Source organism: Streptomyces sp. SID13031, assembly GCF_010548305.1.
Lineage (GTDB): Bacteria > Actinomycetota > Actinomycetes > Propionibacteriales > Kribbellaceae > Kribbella.
This window is the reverse complement of record NZ_JAAGLV010000007.1, coordinates 173,706-194,819: the sequence shown is the minus strand read 5'-3', so window position 1 is coordinate 194,819 and position 21,114 is coordinate 173,706. Positions and strand designations below refer to the sequence as shown.

General features: G+C 68.1%; 18 protein-coding genes. 6 read left to right on the top strand and 12 right to left on the bottom strand.

Going from position 1 to position 21,114, the window contains the following annotated elements:
- The first annotated feature begins 47 nt into the window (after positions 1-47).
- Positions 48-2,312, top strand: a complete 2,265-nt coding sequence (locus G3I17_RS16390) for an NACHT domain-containing protein (RefSeq protein ID WP_164596998.1) — start codon at positions 48-50, stop codon at positions 2,310-2,312.
- Here G3I17_RS16390 and G3I17_RS16385 read toward each other — a convergent pair.
- The 9 genes from G3I17_RS16385 to G3I17_RS16345 are packed head-to-tail and all read right to left on the bottom strand — an operon-like array spanning position 2,295 to position 13,659.
- Positions 2,295-2,903 (bottom strand): TetR/AcrR family transcriptional regulator, encoded by a 609-nt coding sequence (locus G3I17_RS16385; RefSeq protein WP_343238330.1) that lies wholly within the window; start codon positions 2,901-2,903, stop codon positions 2,295-2,297. The genes G3I17_RS16390 and G3I17_RS16385 overlap by 18 nt on opposite strands.
- Positions 2,900-3,739: an NAD(P)-dependent oxidoreductase gene (locus G3I17_RS16380; protein WP_343238329.1), complete on the bottom strand. Its 840-nt coding sequence runs from the start codon at positions 3,737-3,739 to the stop codon at positions 2,900-2,902. The genes G3I17_RS16385 and G3I17_RS16380 overlap by 4 nt, the downstream gene beginning before the upstream one ends.
- Complete coding sequence (locus G3I17_RS16375) at positions 3,732-5,288, bottom strand: AMP-binding protein (protein WP_164596997.1); 1,557 nt, start codon at positions 5,286-5,288, stop codon at positions 3,732-3,734. Before G3I17_RS16375 ends, G3I17_RS16380 begins: the two co-directional genes overlap by 8 nt.
- A gap of 48 nt (positions 5,289-5,336) precedes the next feature.
- Entirely contained in the window at positions 5,337-6,494 is a 1,158-nt protein-coding gene (locus G3I17_RS16370) for an acyl-CoA dehydrogenase family protein (protein ID WP_164596996.1), read from the bottom strand.
- Positions 6,491-8,434 carry a biotin carboxylase N-terminal domain-containing protein gene (locus tag G3I17_RS16365; RefSeq protein WP_164596995.1) on the bottom strand — a complete coding sequence of 648 codons (1,944 nt, stop codon included), beginning with the start codon at positions 8,432-8,434 and terminating at the stop codon, positions 6,491-6,493. The genes G3I17_RS16370 and G3I17_RS16365 overlap by 4 nt, the downstream gene beginning before the upstream one ends.
- Positions 8,435-8,439: 5 nt before the next feature.
- Positions 8,440-10,014, bottom strand: coding sequence for a carboxyl transferase domain-containing protein (locus G3I17_RS16360; RefSeq protein WP_164596994.1), 1,575 nt, complete (start codon positions 10,012-10,014; stop codon positions 8,440-8,442).
- Positions 10,011-11,144 (bottom strand): acyl-CoA dehydrogenase family protein, encoded by a 1,134-nt coding sequence (locus G3I17_RS16355; protein WP_343238328.1) that lies wholly within the window; start codon positions 11,142-11,144, stop codon positions 10,011-10,013. Before G3I17_RS16355 ends, G3I17_RS16360 begins: the two co-directional genes overlap by 4 nt.
- A complete protein-coding gene (locus G3I17_RS16350; RefSeq protein WP_164596990.1) occupies positions 11,141-12,874 on the bottom strand; it encodes an acyclic terpene utilization AtuA family protein in 1,734 nt (577 codons plus the stop codon). The genes G3I17_RS16355 and G3I17_RS16350 overlap by 4 nt, the downstream gene beginning before the upstream one ends.
- Positions 12,871-13,659, bottom strand: a complete 789-nt coding sequence (locus G3I17_RS16345) for a TIGR03084 family metal-binding protein (protein WP_164596988.1) — start codon at positions 13,657-13,659, stop codon at positions 12,871-12,873. Before G3I17_RS16345 ends, G3I17_RS16350 begins: the two co-directional genes overlap by 4 nt.
- Before the next feature lie 250 nt (positions 13,660-13,909).
- On the opposite strand from G3I17_RS16345, the gene G3I17_RS16340 reads away from it, so the two are divergent.
- Positions 13,910-14,644, top strand: coding sequence for a GntR family transcriptional regulator (locus G3I17_RS16340; RefSeq protein ID WP_164596986.1), 735 nt, complete (start codon positions 13,910-13,912; stop codon positions 14,642-14,644).
- An 18-nt stretch (positions 14,645-14,662) separates the two neighbouring features.
- Here the strand turns inward: G3I17_RS16340 and G3I17_RS41640 are convergent, their stop codons facing one another.
- Complete coding sequence (locus G3I17_RS41640; protein ID WP_203590297.1) at positions 14,663-15,097, bottom strand: MarR family transcriptional regulator; 435 nt, start codon at positions 15,095-15,097, stop codon at positions 14,663-14,665.
- A 98-nt stretch (positions 15,098-15,195) separates the two neighbouring features.
- Here G3I17_RS41640 and G3I17_RS16330 point away from each other — a divergent pair, with 98 nt between their 5' ends.
- A complete protein-coding gene (locus G3I17_RS16330) occupies positions 15,196-16,431 on the top strand; it encodes a glycoside hydrolase family 36 protein (RefSeq protein WP_164596984.1) in 1,236 nt (411 codons plus the stop codon).
- A gap of 145 nt (positions 16,432-16,576) precedes the next feature.
- On the opposite strand, the gene G3I17_RS16325 is transcribed toward G3I17_RS16330, so the two are convergent.
- Entirely contained in the window at positions 16,577-17,734 is a 1,158-nt protein-coding gene (locus G3I17_RS16325; RefSeq protein ID WP_164596981.1) for an ROK family transcriptional regulator, read from the bottom strand.
- A gap of 97 nt (positions 17,735-17,831) precedes the next feature.
- Here G3I17_RS16325 and G3I17_RS16320 point away from each other — a divergent pair, with 97 nt between their 5' ends.
- The 3 genes from G3I17_RS16320 to G3I17_RS16310 are packed head-to-tail and all read left to right on the top strand — an operon-like array spanning position 17,832 to position 20,850.
- Positions 17,832-19,124 (top strand): extracellular solute-binding protein, encoded by a 1,293-nt coding sequence (locus tag G3I17_RS16320; protein WP_164596978.1) that lies wholly within the window; start codon positions 17,832-17,834, stop codon positions 19,122-19,124.
- Positions 19,121-20,008 (top strand): sugar ABC transporter permease, encoded by an 888-nt coding sequence (locus G3I17_RS16315; protein ID WP_164596976.1) that lies wholly within the window; start codon positions 19,121-19,123, stop codon positions 20,006-20,008. The genes G3I17_RS16320 and G3I17_RS16315 overlap by 4 nt, the downstream gene beginning before the upstream one ends.
- Positions 20,008-20,850, top strand: coding sequence for a carbohydrate ABC transporter permease (locus tag G3I17_RS16310; protein ID WP_164596974.1), 843 nt, complete (start codon positions 20,008-20,010; stop codon positions 20,848-20,850). The genes G3I17_RS16315 and G3I17_RS16310 overlap by 1 nt, the downstream gene beginning before the upstream one ends.
- On the opposite strand, the gene G3I17_RS40775 is transcribed toward G3I17_RS16310, so the two are convergent.
- Positions 20,840-21,067: a hypothetical protein gene (locus G3I17_RS40775; protein WP_239062644.1), complete on the bottom strand. Its 228-nt coding sequence runs from the start codon at positions 21,065-21,067 to the stop codon at positions 20,840-20,842. The genes G3I17_RS16310 and G3I17_RS40775 overlap by 11 nt on opposite strands.
- Positions 21,068-21,114: the final 47 nt, after the last annotated feature.

Genomic DNA, 21,114 nt, shown 5'->3' with positions numbered 1-21,114 from the left:
CGGTGGGGCTGGTTGCTGGGTACTCTCCGTGGGTGAGGATGCACGGGATGGTCAGGGTTGTCGTGCTCGTGCTGACGATCTCGTTGACGCTGGTGCTGTTGCCGATCGCGATCAACGTGGGGACCGGGGGCACCGCGCCGGAGTTTCTCGAGCCGTACGTCGGGTGGACCTGGCCGGTCATCGGGGTGCTCTGGCTGGTCGCGATCGGCACCGGCCTGGCGCAGTACCGGAGCCGGAGAACCGTCGGGCAGTCGGCTCGCTCGGCTGACCAGCCGCGCAACCGGCCCAACGCACTCGCCCGCGTCGACCGCTATCTCGCCGACCGGTTCGCCGGCTCACTGGCCTCGCAGACCCGGCTCGCGCTGGCGCTCGACGTCAGCCCCGAGGCGGTGATCCGCCCGTACGACCTGCTCGTCCAGCCGCTCAACAGCAACGTCACCGAGGTCCGCGAGGACGCCGACATCGGCGCGGCCTTCGACGACCTCCAGGACTCCATGCTGATCCTCGGAGCCCCCGGCGCAGGCAAGACCACCCTGCTGCTGGAGCTGGCCCGCACGCTCGCAGCCCAGGCCCGCAGCAACCCCAACAGCCCGATCCCGGTACTGGTCGACCTGTCCAGCTGGACGGCGAGCACGGCGAGAGCAGAGGAGGACGCGCCAGGCGACAGTCCCCTGCTCGCCGGCTTCATCCGCTGGCTCCTCACTGAGCTCACCAACCGGTACCAGATCCCCGCCGCAGTAGGTCGAGTCTGGCTGAGCAAGGGCCGCCTCGGCCTGCTCCTGGACGGTCTGGACGAAGTAGCCCTAGCCCACCAAGAGAAGCTCGCCCCGGTACTAGCCGAGCTGGGCCAGCGCTACCTGGTCGGCCAGATAGCCGTCACCTGCCGCATCCAGGAGTACGAGGCACTCCAGCACCGCCTCAAGCTGTACGGCGCAGTCCGCATCCGCCCACTCAGCAGGCAACAGGTACTCGATTACTTCGCCTCCGGCGGTGCCGAGCTGGCCGGTGCACTGGCCGCCATGGAGCGAGACGGCGACCTGTGGGACCTGGTCAACTCCCCACTGATGCTCAACGTCATGGCCCTCGCCTACCAAGGCCGCGACGCCCGCGACATCGCCGGCGGAGTACTGGCCGACCACCGACGAGAACTGTTCGACACCTTCATCTCCGAGGTCCTTGCCCGCTACCGACCCAGTAGCCCGCAGTTCGAGTCCCGCGCAGCCGTCCGCTCCCTCTGGTGCCTCGCCTGGTGGACCCGCACCAGAGCCGGCGACCGCATCGAAGTACCGCGTCGCCTGACACCCAACGGCTGGTACGGCCTGATCCTGCCCGCCGTCGGCTACCTGGCCCACATGGTCTGCCTTCCCGGCCTCTTCGCCGGACTGGCCGCCGGAGCCGCAGTAGGCGCCACAGCCCTGTACGGCGTCTCGGCCGGTCTCGCTGTCGCCGCCACCGCACTAGCGCTCGTCCACGTGCGGCCGCACACCTGGTGGACCCTCCAGCAAGGCAGCGACCAACCACGATGGCAACTGCTGGCAGTCATGGTCTGCCTGGGCGCCGTGGCCGGCTTGGCGTCGGTCCTCATCGTCACGACCATCGCCGAGAGCCTGCCGTCGTGGATAGGGCTGGCATTCGAAGGCGCCGTGGTCTGGGTGTCCTATGGCCTGGAGTACATCCTCTCCGGCAACAACCGGCGCCGGCTGCTACTCAGCGTCCGGCTGCTCGGCGTGACCGTGGCGAGCTGGTTCGTCTTCGCCACCGTCGACCACCCCCAGGACTTCGTCGCGGGGGGCGCCATCGGCCTGGTAGTTGCCCAAGGCATCCGTTTCGTCAAGGCCTTGCCGATGGACCACCTGGTCTATCCGCACAGCAAGGAGGAGAACGCCGACGACCGCTGGCGGATGGGCAAGTGGACCGGTGCCGGCGCCCTGGCCGGCACTCTCGTCGCGGCCGCCCTCGGAGCCAGCCTGTGGTGGTCGAACGGACCCGAGGCAATCCTCGGCATCATCGCCGGAACCGTCGCCTCAAAGGCCTGGCGCCGCCGCGCCCCCTTCTTGGCCGGTGGCCTCTCCCGCGGCCTGCACGGCTTCCTGCTCCGCTGGAGCGGCTACCTCCCCTGGCGCCGCGGTGCCTTCCTCCGCTACGCAGCCGAGCGCTACGTCGTCTCCAAGACCGGCCGCGGCGAGTACGCCTTCATCCACCTGCTAGTGCGCGATCACCTGGCCGAGTGCGACCCAGACGCCCTGGCAGCCAAGGTGGACCAGCGCATAGCCGCGAGGACCAACCGCAACAACCTAACGCGCAGCCGCTAGTACCTGGTCGAGGATCAGCGACCACTGCCGCACGATGCCGCGTCGCCGAGCCGCATCGTCAGTCAGCAGGTCCGCGAGGCCCAGCCCGCGGGCCATGTCGAGCACACCCTGCACGGTCTCCCGCACCCCAGGTGTGCGCTCCTCAACCTCGAGCACCTCTAGCAGAGCCCGGTGCGCCTGCCGGCCGACATGCGCCTCCAGCCGCACGATCTGTTGCCGCAGTGGCTCCTCAGTAGACGCCGCCACCCACAGGTGCAGCGCTGCACGGAACAGCGGACCCGTGTAGACGTCAGCGAGCATCCCGACGATCGCCTCGGTCCGCCCCTTGCCACTGGGCAGTCCGACAGCCTGCTGGCGGATCTCAGCCAGCCGCACCTCGGTCATGTACTCCACTGCAGCCGCAAACAGATCCGCCCGCGTCGGGAAGTGATGCTGCGCCGCCCCACGCGAGACACCCGCCCGGGCCGCCACCACCGCGACAGTGGTCGCCGCATAGCCCACCTGCGACAAGGACTCGAGCGCAGCCTCCAGGAGCTTCTGCCGGGTCGCCCGGCTCCGATCCTGCTGCGGCTCGCGCAGCACCTCGCTCACAACGAGTCCAGGAAGATGTCCTGCGCCAGATCCTCTTCCGACGCCGCCAGCCGGTACTGCGAGAAGTCGGTCACCCCGGCGCCGGCGAGCACCTCGTCATCGATCAGGAACTCCCCGGTCCGCCGCCCGGTCAGTACGACGTACGCCGCATCGGCCACGATCTCCGGCGACCGCGACCGCGAGATCGCCTCCGGCCCGCCCAGCAGGTTCTGCACGGCGGCCGTCGCGATCAGCGTCCGCGTCCAGAGCGAGTTCACCGAGATGCCGTCGGCCCTGAGCTCCTCGGCCAGCCCGAGCGTGGTCAGGCTCATCCCGTACTTCGCCATCGTGTACGCCAGATGCGCACCGGCCCAGCGCGGATCCAGGTTCAACGGCGGCGACAGCGTGAGGATGTGCGCCTGATGGTCCTCGGCCGCCGACTTGCGCAGCCACGGGATGCACAGCTTCGACAGCAGGAACGTCCCGCGCGCGTTGACGTCCTGCATCAGGTCGTACCGCTTTATCGCGATCTCCGCCGTCGGCGTCAGGTCGATCGCCGACGCGTTGTTCAGCACGATGTCGATCCCGCCGAACTCCTCCGCGGTACGGCGGACTGCCTCGGCCACCGACTCGTCCGAGCGCACGTCGCCGACGATCGGCAGCGCGTGCCCACCGGCCGCCTCGATCTCCGCGGCGGCCGTGTAGATCGTGCCCGGCAGTTGCGGATGCGGCTCGGCGGTCTTCGCCAGCAGCGCCACGTTCGCGCCGTCGCGGGCCGCCCGCAGCGCGATCGCCAGGCCGATCCCGCGACTGCCGCCGGACATGATCATCGTCCGCCCGGCCAGGGTCTCACTCACGCGCAGCCTCCCGTGCTCTCAGCTCGCGCCGCAGAATCTTGCCCGAAGCGGCCTTCGGGACGGCGTCGATGAACTCCACCTGCCGGACCTTCTTGTATGGCGCGACCCGCTCCGCGACGTACTCGATCACGTCGGCCTCGGTCAGCTCGATGCCGGGCATCCGCACCACGAACGCCTTCGGCACCTCGTTGCCCTCGGACTGGACCCCGATCACGGCGGCATCCGCGATCCGGGTGTCGGTCAGCAGGACGGCCTCCAATTCGGCCGGCGGCACCTGGTACCCGTGGTACTTGATCAGTTCCTTGAGCCGATCCACGATGTACAGATAGCCGCGGTCGTCGACCCGGCCGATGTCGCCGGTGTGCAGCCAGCCGTCCAGGTCGATGGTGGCGTCCGTCTCCGCGGGCCGGCCGAGATACCCCTTCATCACCTGCGGCCCACGGATCCAGATCTCGCCCTCGTCCGCATCGTTGCCATCGGCACCGACCAGCCGCATCTCGGTGGACGGGAACAGCTTGCCCACGGCACCGGCAGGGGGATCCAGATCGTCCTGCGGTACGGCGTGCGTCCCCGGCGACAGCTCGGTCATGCCATAACACTGCAGGATCGCGTGCAGCCCGAGCCGCTTGGCGCAGGCTGCGGCCAGGTCACCGTCGAGCGGCGCCGCCGCGGAGGTCACGTACTTCAGCGCGGACAGGTCCACGCCGTCGACCGCCGGGTGCTTCGCCAACGCCAGCACGATCGGCGGCGCGACGAAGGCGCGGGTGATCTTCTGCTCGTCCAGCACGGTCAGGAACTGCTGCAGGTCGAACTTCGGCAGCACCACCACGGTCGCGCCGAGCCGGAACGGCAGGTTCATCAGCACGCTCAGCCCGTAGATGTGGAAGAACGGCAGGATCGCGATGATCCGCTCGCCCTCGCCGAGGGAGAAGGTCGCTTCGGCCTGGCTGAGGTTCGTGCCGATGTTGCGATGGGTCAGCATCACGCCCTTGGCCGCGCCCGTCGTCCCGCTCGAGTACGGAAGTACCGCGACGTCGTTCACCGGGTCGATTTCCACCACCGGCTCCGGCCCGGTCGACGCCAGCAACTCCAGCACCGACCGGTACCCCTCGGCCTGGTCGCAGACGAGGATCTCCTGGACGTCTGTCCCCTTCACCGCTTCGGTCGCCACCGGCAGGAAGAGCGAAATTGTCACCAGCAATTTCGCCTTCGAGTCCACCAGTTGCTTGTGCAGCTCGCCCGCCGTGTAGAGCGCGTTGACGGTCGTCACCGTGGCACCCGCACGCGTTGCGCCGTAGAACACCGCCGGATAGAGGATCGTGTTCGGGCTGTGCAACGCGATCGTGTCCCCGTGCACGACGCCCAGTTCGGCGAAGCCGGCCGCGATCCGCCGGCTCATCCCGTCCAGCTGGGCGTAGCTGATCTCCCGCCCGCTGACGCCGTCCACCAGCGCGATCCGGTCGCCGTACTCCTGGGCGCGACCCAGCACCGCGTCGTGGATCGGCACGTCCAGGATCTCGACTGGTGGGTACTCACTCTGAATGACCACGGGCGGGGTCCTCTCTGCACGTCGATGGTTGGAGGAACGATGACGCAATCAGTACGACTTCGGTAGGCCCAAACTGTGCTGCGCAACGAAGTTGAGGATCATCTCCCGGCTGACCGGCGCGATCCGGCTGGCCCGCGCGGCCGCGACCAGCGACGCCACGCCGTACTCGACGGTCATCCCGTTGCCGCCGAGGGACTGGACCGCCTGGTCGGCAGCCCGCACGGTCGCCTCACCGGCGGCGTACTTGGCCATGTTCGCCGCCTCGCCCGCACCGAGGTCGTCGCCGGCGTCGTACAGGGCGGCGGCCTTCTGCATCATCAACCGGGCGAGCTCGAGCTCGATCTTGTTCTGCGCGAGCGGGTGCGCGATGCCCTGGTGGGCGCCGATCGGCACCTTCCAGACCTGCCGCTCCTTGACGTAGGCGACGGCCTTGCCGAGCGCGTGCCGGCCGATCCCGATCGCGAACGCCGACGCCATGATCCGCTCCGGGTTGAGCCCGGCGAACAGTTGCATCAGGCCCGCGTCCTCGGAGCCGACGAGCGCCTCGGCGGGCAGTTGGACGTCGTCGAGGAAGAGCGAGAACTGCTTGTCCGGGCTGATCAGGTCCATCTCGATCTGCCGGAACTCCACCCCCGGAGCATCGGTCGGCACGATGAACAGCGCGGGCTTGAGCCTGCCCGTCTTCGCGTCCTCGGTCCGGCCGACCACGAGCACGGCGCGCGCGACGTCGAGGCCGGAGATGTAGACCTTCCGCCCGGTCAACGACCAGCCGTCGCCGGTACGCCGGGCCGTCGTGGTGATCCCGTGCGAATTGGAACCCGCGTCAGGCTCGGTGATCGCAAACGCCATCGTGGTCGTCCCGTCGGCCAGCGACGGCAGCCACTGCTGCTTCTGCCCGTCGGAGCCGAACCGCGTGATCACCGTGCCGCAGATCGCCGGCGACACGACCATCATCAGCAACGGGCACCCGGCCGCGCCGAGCTCCTCCAGCACGATCGACAGGTCACCCATCCCGCCGCCACCGCCGCCGTACTCCTCGGGCAGGTTCACCCCGAGATAGCCGAGCTTGCCCGCCTCCTGCCACAGCTCGGTCGTCTGCCCGCCGGACCGTGCCCGCTCGTTGAAGTACGCGTAGCCGTACTTCTTGCCCAGCTCGCTCACCGCCGACCGTAGTGCGCGGCGTTCCTCGGACTCGACGAAGCTCATGCGTTCTCCTCCACTTGTACTACGGCCAGTACGGCGCCCACTTCGACCTGCTGGCCGGCGGCGACGGCAAGCTCCACCAGAATCCCGTCGGCGGGCGCGGAGATGGTGTGCTCCATCTTCATCGCCTCCAACCACAGCAACCCCTGCCCCGCGGTCACCTTGTCCCCAACCTCCACCCCGACCCGGACCACAGTCCCCGGCATCGGCGCCACCAAAGACCCAGCCACCAACTGCTCCGAAGGATCCGAAAACCGCTCCACCGGCGTCAGCGCCACAGACCCCACGCAAACCAGCCCGGGATAAGCAGCGACCTGGTACGCCCGCCGCACCCCGTCGACTTCCAGCACCACCCGCTCGGCACTGGCCGCGACCACCTCGGCACCGTCGACCACCACCCCATCGCGGGTCACCCGATAGTCGACGTCGTACTGCGTCTCGCCAACCCGATAACTCTTCCGCTGCCCCTGCGAAGCCAGATTCCGCCACCCACCAGGCAGACCACGCTGTACCTTCGCGCCCTCCCGCCGCCGAGCAGCATCCGCAAGCGCGGCCACGATCGCCGCCAACCGCTCCTTGGCCTCATCGACCGGCTCCCCGATCCCGTGCTGGTCGAAGAACGAGGTGTCGGTGTCACCCGCGAGAAACGCGGGATGCCTGAGAATCCACACCAACAAGTCCCGGTTGGTCTGCACCCCGTGGATCTCAGCCTGCTGCAACTCAGCAGCCAACCGCGCAGCAGCCTGCTCCCGGGTAGCACCCCACACGATCACCTTGGCCAACATCGCGTCGTAGAACGGCGAAACCACCGAACCGCTGACCACTCCTGAGTCGACCCTCAGCCATGGCATGCCTTCTCGTGATCCCCCTGGGCCAAAGGCAGCTCCAGGAAGTACAAAGCGATGAAGCGTGCCCGTCTGGGGTTGCCAATCCTTGGCCGGGTCCTCGGCGTACAGCCGCACCTCGATCGAGTGACCAACAGCAGCCGGCGGCTCAGCAGGTAGCGCCTCGCCAGAAGCAATCGCGAACTGCAGCGCCACCAAATCCAACCCAGTAGTCGACTCCGTGACCGGGTGCTCCACCTGCAGTCGCGTGTTCATCTCGAGGAAGTAGAAGCCACCCTCCTCATCAGCCAGGAACTCAACCGTCCCCGCCCCGACGTACCCGATCGCCTCAGCCGCCTTCCGCGCCGCCTCGAACAACCGCGCCCGCATCCCCGAAACCCGTTCCACCAAAGGCGAAGGAGCCTCCTCCACCACCTTCTGGTGCCGCCGCTGAATCGAGCACTCCCGCTCGCCGACAGCCCAAACGGTCCCGTGCTGATCCGCCAGCACCTGTACTTCGATATGCCGGCCAGTAGCGAGGTACGGCTCGCAGAAGACGGTCCCATCGCCAAAGGCGGACAAAGCCTCGGCAGATGCAGCATCGATCTCCGTCGAGAGATCCTCCAGCCGCCGCACGACCCGCATCCCACGCCCGCCGCCACCCGCCGACGCCTTCACCAGTACCGGCAGATCGGCAGCGCTCACCTCGGCCGGCGTCAACTCGGCCAGCACCGGCACCCCGGCCGCCGCCATCAGCTTCTTCGCCTCGATCTTCGACCCCATCGACGAGATCGCCTCGACCGGCGGCCCGATCCAGGTCAGTCCCGCGTCGATCACCGCCGCCGCAAACCCGGCGTTCTCGGACAAGAACCCGTAGCCAGGATGCACAGCGTCCGCCCCAGCCTTCAGCGCCGCCTCGATCACCAGCTCACCACGCAAATAGGTGTCACCTGGCGCAGTACCGGGCAGATGCACCGCCGCATCCGCCTCAGCGACGTACGGCGCAGCAGCATCCGCCGTCGAGTGCACCGCCACACACTCCACCCCGAGTGCCCGCGCAGTCCGGAACACCCGCCGCGCGATCTCCCCGCGATTAGCCACCAGCACCGACGTGATCATCGCCATCACATCCTGAAGACGCCGAAATTGGCGCCATCGAAGCGGGTGCCCTCAACAGGCGCGGAGTGGATAGCCGACAGGCACAGGCCGAGTACGGTCCGGGTGTCGCGGGGGTCGATCACGCCGTCGTCGTACAGGCGTCCGGACAGGAACATCGGTAGCGACTCCGCCTCGATCTGGCCTTCCACATAAGCCCGCATCGCGGCATCACCGTCCTCGTCGTACGGCTGCCCCTTCGCGGCCGACGCGGCGCGGGCCACGATCGACAACACGCCGGCGAGTTGCTGCGGGCCCATCACCGCCGACTTCGCCGACGGCCAGGCGAACAGGAAGCGCGGATCGAAGGCCCGCCCGCACATCCCGTAGTGCCCGGCACCGTACGAAGCGCCCATCAGGATGGAGATGTGCGGCACCTTCGAGTTGGAGACCGCGTTGATCATCTGCGCACCGTGCTTGATGATCCCGCCCTGCTCGTACTCCTTGCCGACCATGTAGCCGGTGGTGTTGTGCAGGAAGATCAACGGCGTGTTCGCGCGGTTGGCCAGCTGGATGAACTGGGCGGCCTTCTGCGCCTCCTCGCTGAACAGCACCCCGCGCGCGTTCGCCAGGATCCCGACCGGATACCCGTGCAGCGTCGCCCACCCGGTCGCCAGCGACGATCCGTACAGCGGCTTGAACTCGTCGAACACCGACCCGTCCACCACCCGGGCGACCACGTCTCGCGGGTCGAACGGGATCTTCAGGTCACCAGGCACGATCCCGAGCAACTCGTCCTCGTCGAACAGGGGCTCCCGGTACTCCGGTGCAGGTGCCGGCCCGAGCTTCTTCCAGTTCAGCCGGGACACGATCTGCCGCCCGAGCCGGATCGCATCCCGCTCGTCCACGGCGAAGTAGTCGGCCAGCCCCGACTGACGCGCGTGCATCGTCGCGCCACCGAGCGACTCGTCATCGGCGTCCTCGCCGGTCGCCATCTTGACCAGCGGCGGCCCGGCCAGGAACACCTTCGCGCCGCCGTCGACCATCACCACGTAGTCGCTCATGCCCGGGATGTACGCGCCACCGGCGGTCGAGTTGCCGAAGACCAGCGCGATCGTCGGGATCCCCTCCGCCGACAACCGGGTCAGGTTGCGGAACATCGCGCCGCCAGGGATGAAGATCTCCTTCTGCGTCGGCAGGTCCGCGCCGCCCGACTCGACCAGGCTGATCACCGGCAGCCGGTTCGCCCGGGCGATCTCGTCCGATCGCAACGCCTTCCGCAGCGTCCACGGGTTGCTCGCGCCGCCCTTGACCGTCGGGTCGTTCGCGGTGATCAGGCACTCGACGCCTTCCACCACCCCGATCCCGGTGACCAGGCTCGCGCCGACGGTGAAATCGCTGCCCCAGCCCGCGAGCGGAGACAGCTCGAGGAACGCGGTGTCCGGATCGAGCAGCAACTCGATCCGCTCCCGCGCCAGCAGCTTGCCGCGCTTGTGGTGCCGCTCGACGTACTTTTCCCCGCCGCCCGCCAATGCCTTGTGGTGCTCGGTCTCCAGCTCGGCGAGCTTCGAGAGCATCGCGGAGCGGTTGTCGGTGACAGTCATGGCGTGAACCCCAGTCGTTTGGCTGCCAGGCCCGTCATGATCTCGGTGGTACCGCCGCCGATCGCGAGGATCTTCTGGTCGCGGTACTGGCGCTCCACCTCGGCCTCGCGCATGTACCCGAGCCCGCCGTGCAACTGCAACGCCTGGTCGCACACCCACGCGCCGGCCTCGACCGCCGTGTTCTTGGCGAAGCACACCGCCGCGATCACCTCCTCGCCCGCCTCGGCCCGGCGGACCGTGTCGTGCACGTAGACCCGGGCGACGTCGATGCGCCGCGCCATCTCCGCCAACGTGTGCTGCACGGTCTGCCGCGAGATCAGCGGCCGCCCGAACGTCTCCCGCGCGCGGCACCACTCGACGGTCAGATCCAACGCGCGCTGCGCCCCCGCATAAGCCTGTACTGCGAGGTTCAACCGCTCGGAGACGAAGTTCTGGGCCAGCTGGACGAACCCGGTACCGGCCTCGCCGACCAGGTTCGCCGCCGGAACCCGGACGTCGGTGAAGGAGAGCTCAGCCGTGTCCGAGCACAGCCAGCCCATCTTCTCCAGCTTGCGCGACACCTCGAAACCCGGCGTACCGCGCTCGATCACGAGCAACGAGACGCCATGGGAGCCCGGCCCGTCGGTCCGTACCGCCGTGGTGACGAAGTCCGCCCGGCAGCCGGACGTGATGTAGGTCTTGGCGCCGTTGACGATGAAGTCGTCACCGTCGCGGCGTGCGGTCGTCCGGAGCGAGGCGACGTCGGAACCGCCGTCGGGCTCGGTGATCGCCAGCGAGCCGATCAGCTCGCCATCGAGCGTCGGGCGCACCCAGCGCTCGATCTGGTCTTTGTTGCCAGCAGCAACGATGTGTGGAAGCGCGATACCGCAGGTCAACAGCGAGGCGATCAGCCCGCCGGAGGCACCCGCGTAGTGCAGCTCCTCGGTCACCGCGATCGCGTCGGCGAGCGTTCCGCCGCCACCACCGGCCGTTTCGGGGAACGCGACCCCGAGGATCCCGAGCTCGCCGGCCTTCTTGTGCAGCTCGCGCGGCAGCTCTCCGTCGCGCTCCCACTGCTCGAGATTCGGCAGCACCTCGGCGACCGTGAACCGCCGGACGCTGTCCCGCAGCGCCTTCTGCTCGGCGTTCACAACAGCACCTCCGGTACGTCGACGTACCGCGATCGCAGCCATTCGCCGACGGCCTTCGCCTGCGGATCGAAGCGCGCCTGCGAGGCGACTCCCTCGCCCAGCAGCCCGCCGACGACGAAGTTGAGCGCCCACAGTTTCGGGAAGACGTGCCTGGTCACGGCCAGGCCCTGCGTCTCCGGGAGCAGTTCCTGGAACAGCTCGACCGTCAGCGTGTGCGCGAACCACCGCCAGGCGGTCTCGTTCCGCACCCACACCCCGACGTTCGCGTCGCCGCCCTTGTCGCCACTTCGCGCCCCGGCGACCCGCCCGAGCGGTACCTCGCGGGTGAGTGACCGCGCCGGCCGTCCTGCCGCGACCAGCTGCGGCAGCGGCATCGGGAGCGCGCCGCCGTCGGCAAGCTGCAGCTCCTGTGTGTCTTCGGAGGGCTCGATCGCGACACGAGTGCCGTCGGGGAGCACCACCACATGCTCGATCTCGTGCGCATCGACGTACCCGGCGGTGAAGACGCCGTACGGCGCGGCGTCCCCGGGTGGAGCCGTCACATGGAAGCCCGGGTAGCTCGACAGCGCCAGCTCGACCGCGACACTGGTGAAGGCGCGACCGGCGACCTTCGGATCGGGGTCCTTCACGGTGCACTTGAGCAGTACGCTCGCCTGCTCCTCGGTGTCCGCATTCGGCTGCTCGGTCCAGACGAGGGACCACTTCAGCTCGGCCGGCTTCTTCCGGAGCCCTTCCTCGAGCTGCCGCTTGACCAGCTCGGCCTTCGCCTCCAGCTCCAGCCCGGTGAGCACGAAGCTCACCTCGTTGCGATACCCGCCAATGCTGTTCAACGACACCTTGTATGTCGGTGACGGTGGCTCGCCTTCGACGCCGCTGATCCGGATCCGGTCGGGGCCGTCCTCGGACAGCTCGATGGAGTCCATCCGCGCGGTCACGTCGGGACCGGCGTACCGGGCGCCGGTGATCTCGTAGAGCAGTTGCGCCTTGACCGTGTCGATCGTGACCGCGCCGCCGGTGCCGTCGTGCTTGGTGATCACGCTGCTGCCATCGGCGTGGATCTCGGCGATCGGGAAACCGGGCCGGCCAAGGTTTCGGAGCTCGTGGAAGAAGGCGTAGTTGCCACCGGTCGCCTGGCAGCCGCACTCGATCACGTGCCCGGCGACGACGGCGCCCGCGAGTTCGTCGTACTGATCCCGCCGCCAGCCGTGATGCGCCGCGGCCGGTCCGACGATGACCGAGGCATCGGTGACGCGCCCGGTGACGACCACATCGGCGCCGGCTTGCAGCGCCTCCGCGATGCCCCAGGCGCCGAGGTAGGCGTTGGCCGTCAGCGGCTGTCCGAGGTCGAGCTCCTTGGCGCGCGGGAGCAGGTCGTCGCCTTCGACGTACGCGATCTTCGGGTGCAGTCCGAGCTTGTCCGCGACCTCCTGGATCGCCTGCGCGAGGCCCGCGGGGTTGAGGCCGCCCGCGTTGCTGACCACCTTGACCCCGCGATCGAGCGCCTCGCCGAGACCGGCCTCGAGCTGCTTGAGGAAGGTCTTCGCATAACCCAGCGACGGGTCCTTCAGCCGGTCCCGGCCGAGGATCAGCATCGTCAGCTCAGCCAGGTAGTCACCCGTCAGGACATCCAGCGGCCCACCGGTCAGCATCTCCTGGAACGCGCTGAACCGATCCCCGTAGAACCCCGACGCATTCCCGATCCGGATCGGCGTCGTCTCACCCGAACTCATCCGAACTGCCCCCGCTCCCGGCCCTTGCCCGGCACCCCGGCGAACGCCTGGATGATTCCCAGCCACTCGTCCGCCTCGGCCCCAACGGCTTGTACGTCGAGGTCATCGCGATGCCGCCGCTGTGTCGCCAGCAAACAGAAGTCCACGGCCTTGCCACTGACCCGCTGCTCAGCATCCTCCGGACCCCACGTCCACAGGTCACCCTCCGGCCCGGAGAGTTCCACGTGGAACGGTGCGGCAGGCGGTTTCCGGTCATTCAGCAGATACGAGAAGTCCCGGGTCCGTACTGCGAGGTGCGCGACGTTCCTGAGCCGATTGGACGGCTTCCGCGCCACCCCGAGCGCATCGAACACATCCTGCGCATGCGCCCAGGTCTCCATCAACCGAGCAGTCGCCATCGAGGTAGCACTCATCGGCGGCCCGAACCAGGCCACTTTCTGCCCAGCCGGCACCGCCCGCAACGCCTCCTGCAACTCGCTCCGCGTCTCCCGCCAGTACGTCAGCAATTCGCCCGGCGTCAGCGCAGCACCCTCAGCAGCCCCGTCATCCACAAACCCGGTCGGGTTCTCCACAGCCTTCCGCAGCTCAACCTGAAACTCCTCAGGCTCCGCCGCCGCCAGCCGCGCCGCCTCATCCGTCCAAGCCAGATGCGCGATCTGATGCGCAATAGTCCACCCCACAGCAGGCGTAGGCGTCGCCCACCCACCCGCAGCCAACCCACCCACCAGCAGATCCAGCTCCACGTTCTCAGCACTCAGATCAGCCAGCACATCATCCAACTGCACGCGACTCTCCCGCCGTAGCCCAGTCCACCGAGCCTCCCACCCCCACCCCAAAGAATCAAGCACGCGTGCTTGTTTTCACGAAAGTGTGCATAACGGCAGGAAGTAGTGCCCGTACTGCGGCCGGGCGCCGCCTCCGTGAGCGTGGCGCCCGGCCGAACGCCCGACTACTTCCTGCCCTTGTGTACAGCCACTCTGTTGCACGCTCTTGGAATAGGTTCCCGAGGGCCCTCGGGGGTGTTAGGCAGGGTGGATGCACAGTTCGTTGCCCGGGAAGGCCGCTGAGGTTCGGGCGCTGTTGCTCAGTCTGGTGGATGGGTTGCCTGAGGGGGCTGCGTTGCCGCCTGAGCGGGTGCTGGCGGTGCGGTGGAGCGTTGCCCGGATGACTTTGCGGCGAGCTGTCGATGAGTTGGTGATCGAGGAACTGCTGGTTCGGCGGCATGGGAGTGGGACCTATACCGCTCGGCCGAAGGTGGCGAAGTGGTTGGGGGTGATGGGATTCTCCGAGGACATCCGGCGGCGCGGGATGGAGCCGGGGAGTCGGACTCTGGAGTTTCGGCGGGGGAAGGCTGAGCGGGCGGCTGCTCGCCGGCTTCGGATTCCGGTTGGGGATCCGGTGCTCACCTTTACCAGGCTTCGGCTCGCGGATGATCTGCCGATGGTGGTCGAGCGCACCACGTTGCCCGGCAGCTACGTACCGGGGCTGGAGGCCGAGGACCTGAGCGGCTCGCTGTACGAGCTGCTGACCAACCGGTACGGCATCGAGCTGGTCAGCGGTACGTCGAAACTCGAACCCGTGATGCCCGACGCCAGGACGGCCGAATGGCTCAACATCCCCTGCACCCAACCGTGTCTGGCGTTGCATGGCGTCAGCTTCGACCGGCGCGAGCGCGTTTTCGAGTACACCTCGGCCGTCTATCGCGGCGACCGCTACGCCTTCACTGCCGAACTCCGGATGACCCCGACCCTGCACGCCGAAGGCCCGTAGCTTCGGAGCCGTGGTGGGTTAGCGATTCCGTTGGTGCTCGACGATGTCCTGGAAAGCAGCTTTGAAGGCCGCGTAGTTCTCCCGCCCGAGCCTGCGCGCGTGCCGCTCCTGCATCGCCGCCAGAATCTTGTCGGCCGCTGCCTGCTCGGCCTGGCCGCGCTCCGTCGGGCAGATCAGCTTCGCGCGCCGATCGGCCGGATCCGGCCGCCGCTCGACGTACCCCAACGCCTCCAACTCATCGACCATCGTGCCGATCACCTGCTTGTGCTGCCCCGACTGCCACGCCACGTCGGTCGCCCGGACGCCCGCCGGCTCCAGATAGGCGAGCACCGCACCATGCCGTGGACGCAGATCGTCGTACCCGAGCTCCGCCAGCTTCCCGAACAGCTCCCGCTGAACGGCGAACAGCAACTGCCCGGACAGTATGCCGAGGTCCATACGCTTGACAGTCATGAATAGTGACTATCACAAACCAACGGTAGTTGCGTCGTCACCCGAATGGTCTAGTCCAAACTCTGTTCCTGCACCGGTCGTTCCGGTTAGCGTTCGGCATGCAGTGGATCGCGGAGCTCGAGGTCGACCGGGAACACGGTCGCGTCTACGAACACGGCTGGCAGAGCTGCGATCCGAGCAGCGACCGCCCTGTCACCGGCAGTGGTTTCAGTGGCTTCCAGGGCGAGGGCTTGCTGGCCGTCAGCCCGTCGCCCGGCACCACGCACCTCTTCGCGACGACGAGCCCGTACGTCGTACCGTCGATCCGCGCCACCCTCACCGGCACCAAGCTCGTCATCGAAGCCGACGGCCCCGTCGAGCACCTGACCGTCGACCGCTCCCCGTACGACGCCCTCGGAGCCTGGGCCGAGTCGTTCGCCGCGGCACCCGCCGAGATTCGCGCGGCCCCGACGGGGTGGAGCTCCCGGTACGAGTACCGCGCGGCCGTCACCGACGCCGACATCCGCGAGAACGTCGAGGCGATCGCGAAGCACGACCTCCCCGTCGACGTGATCCAGCTCGACGACGGCTGGCAGTCCACGATCGGCGACTGGCTGCGCCCCGCGCCACGCTTCGACCCGTACAGCACCTTCAGCTTCCACGGCCACCGCCCGCGTCGATCGTCATTGGAAGGCCTGACCGGCCTCACCGACTTCATCCGCTCATCAGGCCACCGCCCCGGCATCTGGGTCGCCCCCTTCATCGCCGGCTCCGACAGCGACCTACTCCGCCGCCACCCCGACTGGGCCGGCCCGTCCATCGGCACCGGCTGGAACCAAACGATCCACGCCCTGGACCTGACCAGCGACGAGGCCCGAGCCCACCTCATCGAGGTCTTCGCCGAGCTGGCGCAGTACTTCGACTACTTCAAACTCGACTACCTCTTCGCCGGCGCCCTCGCCAACATCCCCCTGTACCGCCACACCCTCGCCGAGATCCGCGAAACCCTCGGCACGGCCTACCTGGTGGCCGGCCGCGCCCCGCTCCTCCCCACCATCGGCCTGGTCGACGCGATGCGAGTCAGCGCCGACATCACCCCCGACTCCCAGGAAGCCGCCACCCTCAACACCAAGGGCCGCGCCTGGCAACACGGCCGCCTGTGGGTCAACGACCCCGGCCCGCTGATGGCTCACCCCGAGGTGGAACACCGAGCCGACTGGGCCGACACCATCACCCGCCACGGCGGCCTCCGGACCACCTCCGACCGAATCCAGTCCCTGGACGGCTGGGGCCTGGCAATCACCAAAGCCCTCCTCAGCTCGACCCCACCCCCGACACCCTTTCCATCTGTCTGACGCAGCTCACTGAAGGAGGAGAGCCACGACGGGTGCGGGGACTGCCCACACGTCGTCTACTCACAAAACACCAGAACCCCCCTGGTTCTGGTGTGCAAATCCACACCAACCCCCCGGGTTCTGGTGTATTGCCTGCCTGGAAGGCTTAGCCGGTGACCGAGTCCGGCGCTTCTACCCGGCTGAGTAGTTGTTCTGCAGCGTGAGCCGTGGCGGTGGCTATGGCGCCTACGAGGCTGCCTCGGTCGCCTAGGGCGGAGCGGACGATTGTTGGGGGGATGGGGAGGGCGGCGGCCAGTTCGGCGACCCGGGTGGCGAGGATGTCGTTGTCGCCGATGCCGCCGCTGAGGATGACCACCTCTGGGTCCACCACCGCGCAGATCGCCGCGACGATCTCGCTGATCCGGCGGCACTCGTCCTCGACCAGCGACAACGCCTGCGACTCGCCCAACCTGGCCCGCTCGAACAGATCCGCGACATCCTTCAACGCCGGGTCGAGCGCCTGGGCCTCGCGTAGCAGCGCTTTCCCGCCGGCCTCGTCTGCGCTCGACGGCGTGCCACTGCGGTGGGCGTGGCCGGTAGGCAAGAACGCGACCTCGCCGGCCGCGCCATGCGCTCCACGCAACAACGCGCCGTTGTGCATGATGCCTGCGCCGACGCCGGTACCGATGGCGATCACCGCGAACATCGACGCCTCGGTGCCGGCGCCATGCCGCTGCTCCCCGATCGCGGCGAGGTTCACGTTGTTCTCCAGCAGTACCGGCCCGTCGATCGCGGCGGACAGCTGGGAGTAGAAGTCGTACGGCTGGTCCTGCCCGACATTCCACGCGTAGCGGACCATCGGATCGTGCGGGTTCACCACCCCGGGGATCGACACCCCCGCCGCCAGCAACGGAACGTCCACCCGATCGGCAGCCGCCCGCGCCTCGGCGAGTAGCTCGACGGCCTGCCGTACGACGCTCGCCGCGCCCTTCGCGCGAGTCGACCGCTTCAGCTCGGCCAACGGGGTACCGCTGAGGTCACAAACGGCTGCCCGAAGGTTCGTTCCGCCGATGTCGATCGCGGCAACGCAACCAGCGGCAGCCGGTACGCCGTACAGGGTGGCCGTGCGTCCGGGTAGACCACTTCGTTGTGCCACCGGCTCCGCGAGACCGAGCGATTCGAGCCGTTCGACCGCGGCGAACACAGTCGGGCGGGACAACGCGCACGCCACCGCGAGCTCCGACCGGGTCTGTGGTCCAGAAGCCGCCAGCAACTGGGTCAGCACGACGCTCGCGCTGGGAGTGCCGCTCACAACACGGTTCATGCTCACCTCCGGATAGGCCTTGACTCCCCCTCGGGGCCTGATAATACTTCCCGTAAGTTAGGCAGGCTGCCTAACAAACTCGGAATCGGAGTGTGTCATGGCAGACAACCTCTCCCGGCGGACCGCCCTGCAGGCGGCGGGTGGACTCGGGCTGGCCGCGTTCCTGGCGGCGTGCGGCGGTGGCAAGGGCGCCTCGACCGGCGACCAGGGCAGCGGCAAGGGCGAGGTCCGTGCGCTGTTCATGAAACAGGCGGGCTACTCCGAGGACGACATCACCAAGATGACGGCCGCCTTCGCCAGCGCGAACCCGGACATCACGATCAAGCCGGAATTCGTCGCCTACGAGGCGCTGCACGACAAGATCGTCGCGGCCGGTCCGGCCGGCACCTACGACGTGGTGCTGATCGACGTGATCTGGCCGGCCGAGTTCGGCGGCAAGAAGATGGTCACCGACGTGACGAGCCAGTGGCCGGGTGAGTGGAAGTCGGGCATGCTTGCCGGCGCGGTCGCCACCGCTGAGTACGACCAGAAGCTGTACGGCGTGCCGTGGATCATGGACACCAAGTACCTGTTCTACAACGAAGCCCACCTGCAGGCGGCCAAGGTCGACGCGGCCAGCCTCGACACCTGGGACGGTGTGCTCGCCGGTGCCCGGAAGATCAAGGAGACCGGCGCGGCGAAGTACCCGCTGATCTGGTCCTGGCAGCAGGCCGAGGCGCTGGTCTGCGACTACGCGCAGCTGCTCGGCGCGATGGGCGGCAAGTTCCTCGACGATTCGGGCAAGGCGGCCTTCAACACTGGCGGAGGGGTCCAGGCGTTGGAGTTCATGCGGCAGACGATCGTCGACGGGCTGACCAACCCGGCGTCGACGCAGTCGCTCGAGGCGGACGTCCAGCGGGTGTTCCAGGCCGGCCAGGCGAGCACGGTGCTCAACTGGACCTACATGTACGGCGCGGCCAACGACGCGAAGCAGAGCAAGATCGCAGGCAAGGTCAAGGTGCTGCAGACGCCCAAGGGGTCGGCGGGGAGGCCGGGCGTCAACGGCGGGATGGCGCTCTGCGTGACCACCGGCAGCAAGAACCAGGCGGCGGCGTTCAAGTACATCAGCTATCTGACCAGCCAGGCGGAGCAGAACAAGTACGCGCTCGACTCGCTGCCGGTCTGGAAGACCTCGTACGACGACGCGGCGGTCGTGAAGACCAATCCGGCCGTTGTTCCGCAGGCCAAGAAGCAGCTCGACGACCTGATCCTGCGGCCGCAGGCGCGCAACTACAACGCCATGTCGCAGGCGCTGCAGGCCGAGCTGCAGAACGCGTTGCTGGGCCGCAAACCCGCCCAGAAGGCGCTGGACGCCGCCGCCGACAAGGCGAACAGTCTCCTGCAGTCGTGAGCCGAAGCAAGCAGGTCGTAGTCCGCGGGGAGGGCAAGTTCGCACTGTTCTTGCTGCTCCCCGCGGCTTTGGTCGTCTTCGGCGTCGTCCTCTATCCCGTCATCCGGACCCTGCTCATCTCGCTCTACAAGGTCGACAGCGCGATGCCGGGCAGCTACCCGTTCGCGGGGCTGAGCAACTACACCAAGGTCTTCAGCGACCCGTCGTTCTACCCGGTGCTCGGCCACACGGCGTACTTCACGTTCGTCTCGACCGCGGCCGAGCTCGCCCTCGGCATGGGCATCGCGCTGCTGCTCAACGCGCCCCTGCGCTTCCGCTGGCTCTGGCGGAGTCTCGTCGTACTGCCGTGGGCGTTGCCGACGATCGTCAACGGCGCCTTGTGGCGCTGGATCTACAACGGCCAGTACGGCGTACTGAACCAGCTGCTCGGCACCGACACCCAATGGCTGGGCTCGCCGTTCATGGCGCTCAACATGGTGATCGTCGCCGACGTCTGGAAGAACACCTCGATCGTCGCGTTCTTCCTGCTGGCCGGCTTGCAGACGATCCCGGCCGAGCTGCGCGAGGCGGCCGTGATGGACGGCGCGAGCACGATGCGCACCTTCTGGTCGGTCGTCGTACCGCTGCTCAAGCCGAGTATCGCGGTCGTCCTGGTACTGCGCACGATCGAGGCGTTCAAGGTGTTCGACATCATCTACGTGATGACCGGCGGCGGACCCGCGTCGGGCACCCAGACCGTTGCCTTCTACACCTATCTGCAGGCGTTCTCGAACCAGCTCTTCGGGTACGGCGCCGCGCTCGCCTACCTGATCGTGATCGCCGTCGGCGCGCTGGCGATGTTCTACCTGCGCATCCTCCGGCAGAACCAGTTGGCAGGTGTCTGATGCGCAACCGTCCCCATCCCGTGCTCTATCTCTTCTGCGCCGTGCTCGCGGTGGTCGTGCTCGCGCCTTTCGCCTGGCTGGTCATCTCCAGCATCTCGCCGTCGAACGAGCTGACCGCGGGCACGCTCTGGCCGGATCAGCCGACGCTGTCGCGCTACCGCGACATCTTCACGTCGTCGGCCGGTGGCGACAACGTGGCCGGCACCTTCCGGATCGCGATGCTGAACAGCCTGATCGTCGCGTCCGGTACGACGGTGATCTCGCTGATCGTCGGATCGCTCGGGGGCTACGCCTTCGCGCGGCTGCGGTTCCGGTTCCGCCGGACGACGCTGTTCGCCTTCCTGGCGATCTACATGCTGCCGCCGATCGCGCTGGTGATCCCGCTGTACCTGGCGATGGCGAACCTGCAGTTGCTCGATACCAAGCTCGGCCTGATCGTCACGTACTGCTCGATCGTCACGCCGTTCTGCCTGTGGACGATGAGCAACTTCTACCTCAGCCTGCCGATCGAGCTGGAGGACGCCGCCCGCGTCGACGGCTGCTCGCGGCTCGGCGCGCTGCTGCGGATCGTCCTTCCGCTGGCTCGTCCCGGTATCGTCGCGACGGCGATGTTCGGCTTCCTGCTCGCCTGGGACGAGTTCCTCTACGCGCTGATCTTCACCTCGACCACCAGCGCGAAGACGATCCCGGTCGCGATCGCCGAGTTCACCGGCAAGTTCTCGTCGGACTTCGGCCTGGTAGCCGCCGGCGGCGTCCTGGCCGCGCTCCCGCCGGTCATCCTGGCTCTGCTCTTCCAGCGCTACATCGTCAGCGGCCTCACCGCCGGCTCGGTCAAGGGGTGATGAATTGCCGACCATCCACGTCATCGGCGACCTGCAGCTCGACGTTCTGGCCGACCCGGTCACCGCTCTCCCCCGTCCCGGTGGCGATTCGGTCATCGACCGCGTCGACGTCCGCCCGACGGGCGCGGCCGGCAACGTCAGCCTCTCGCTGGCCGCCCTCGATACTCCGCACCGGTTGTTCGGGGTGGTCGGCGACGACGTCGAACCCCCTCGACACCACCGGCGCCGGCGACAGCCTCGCCGCAGCCCTCCTCGCCGAACTGG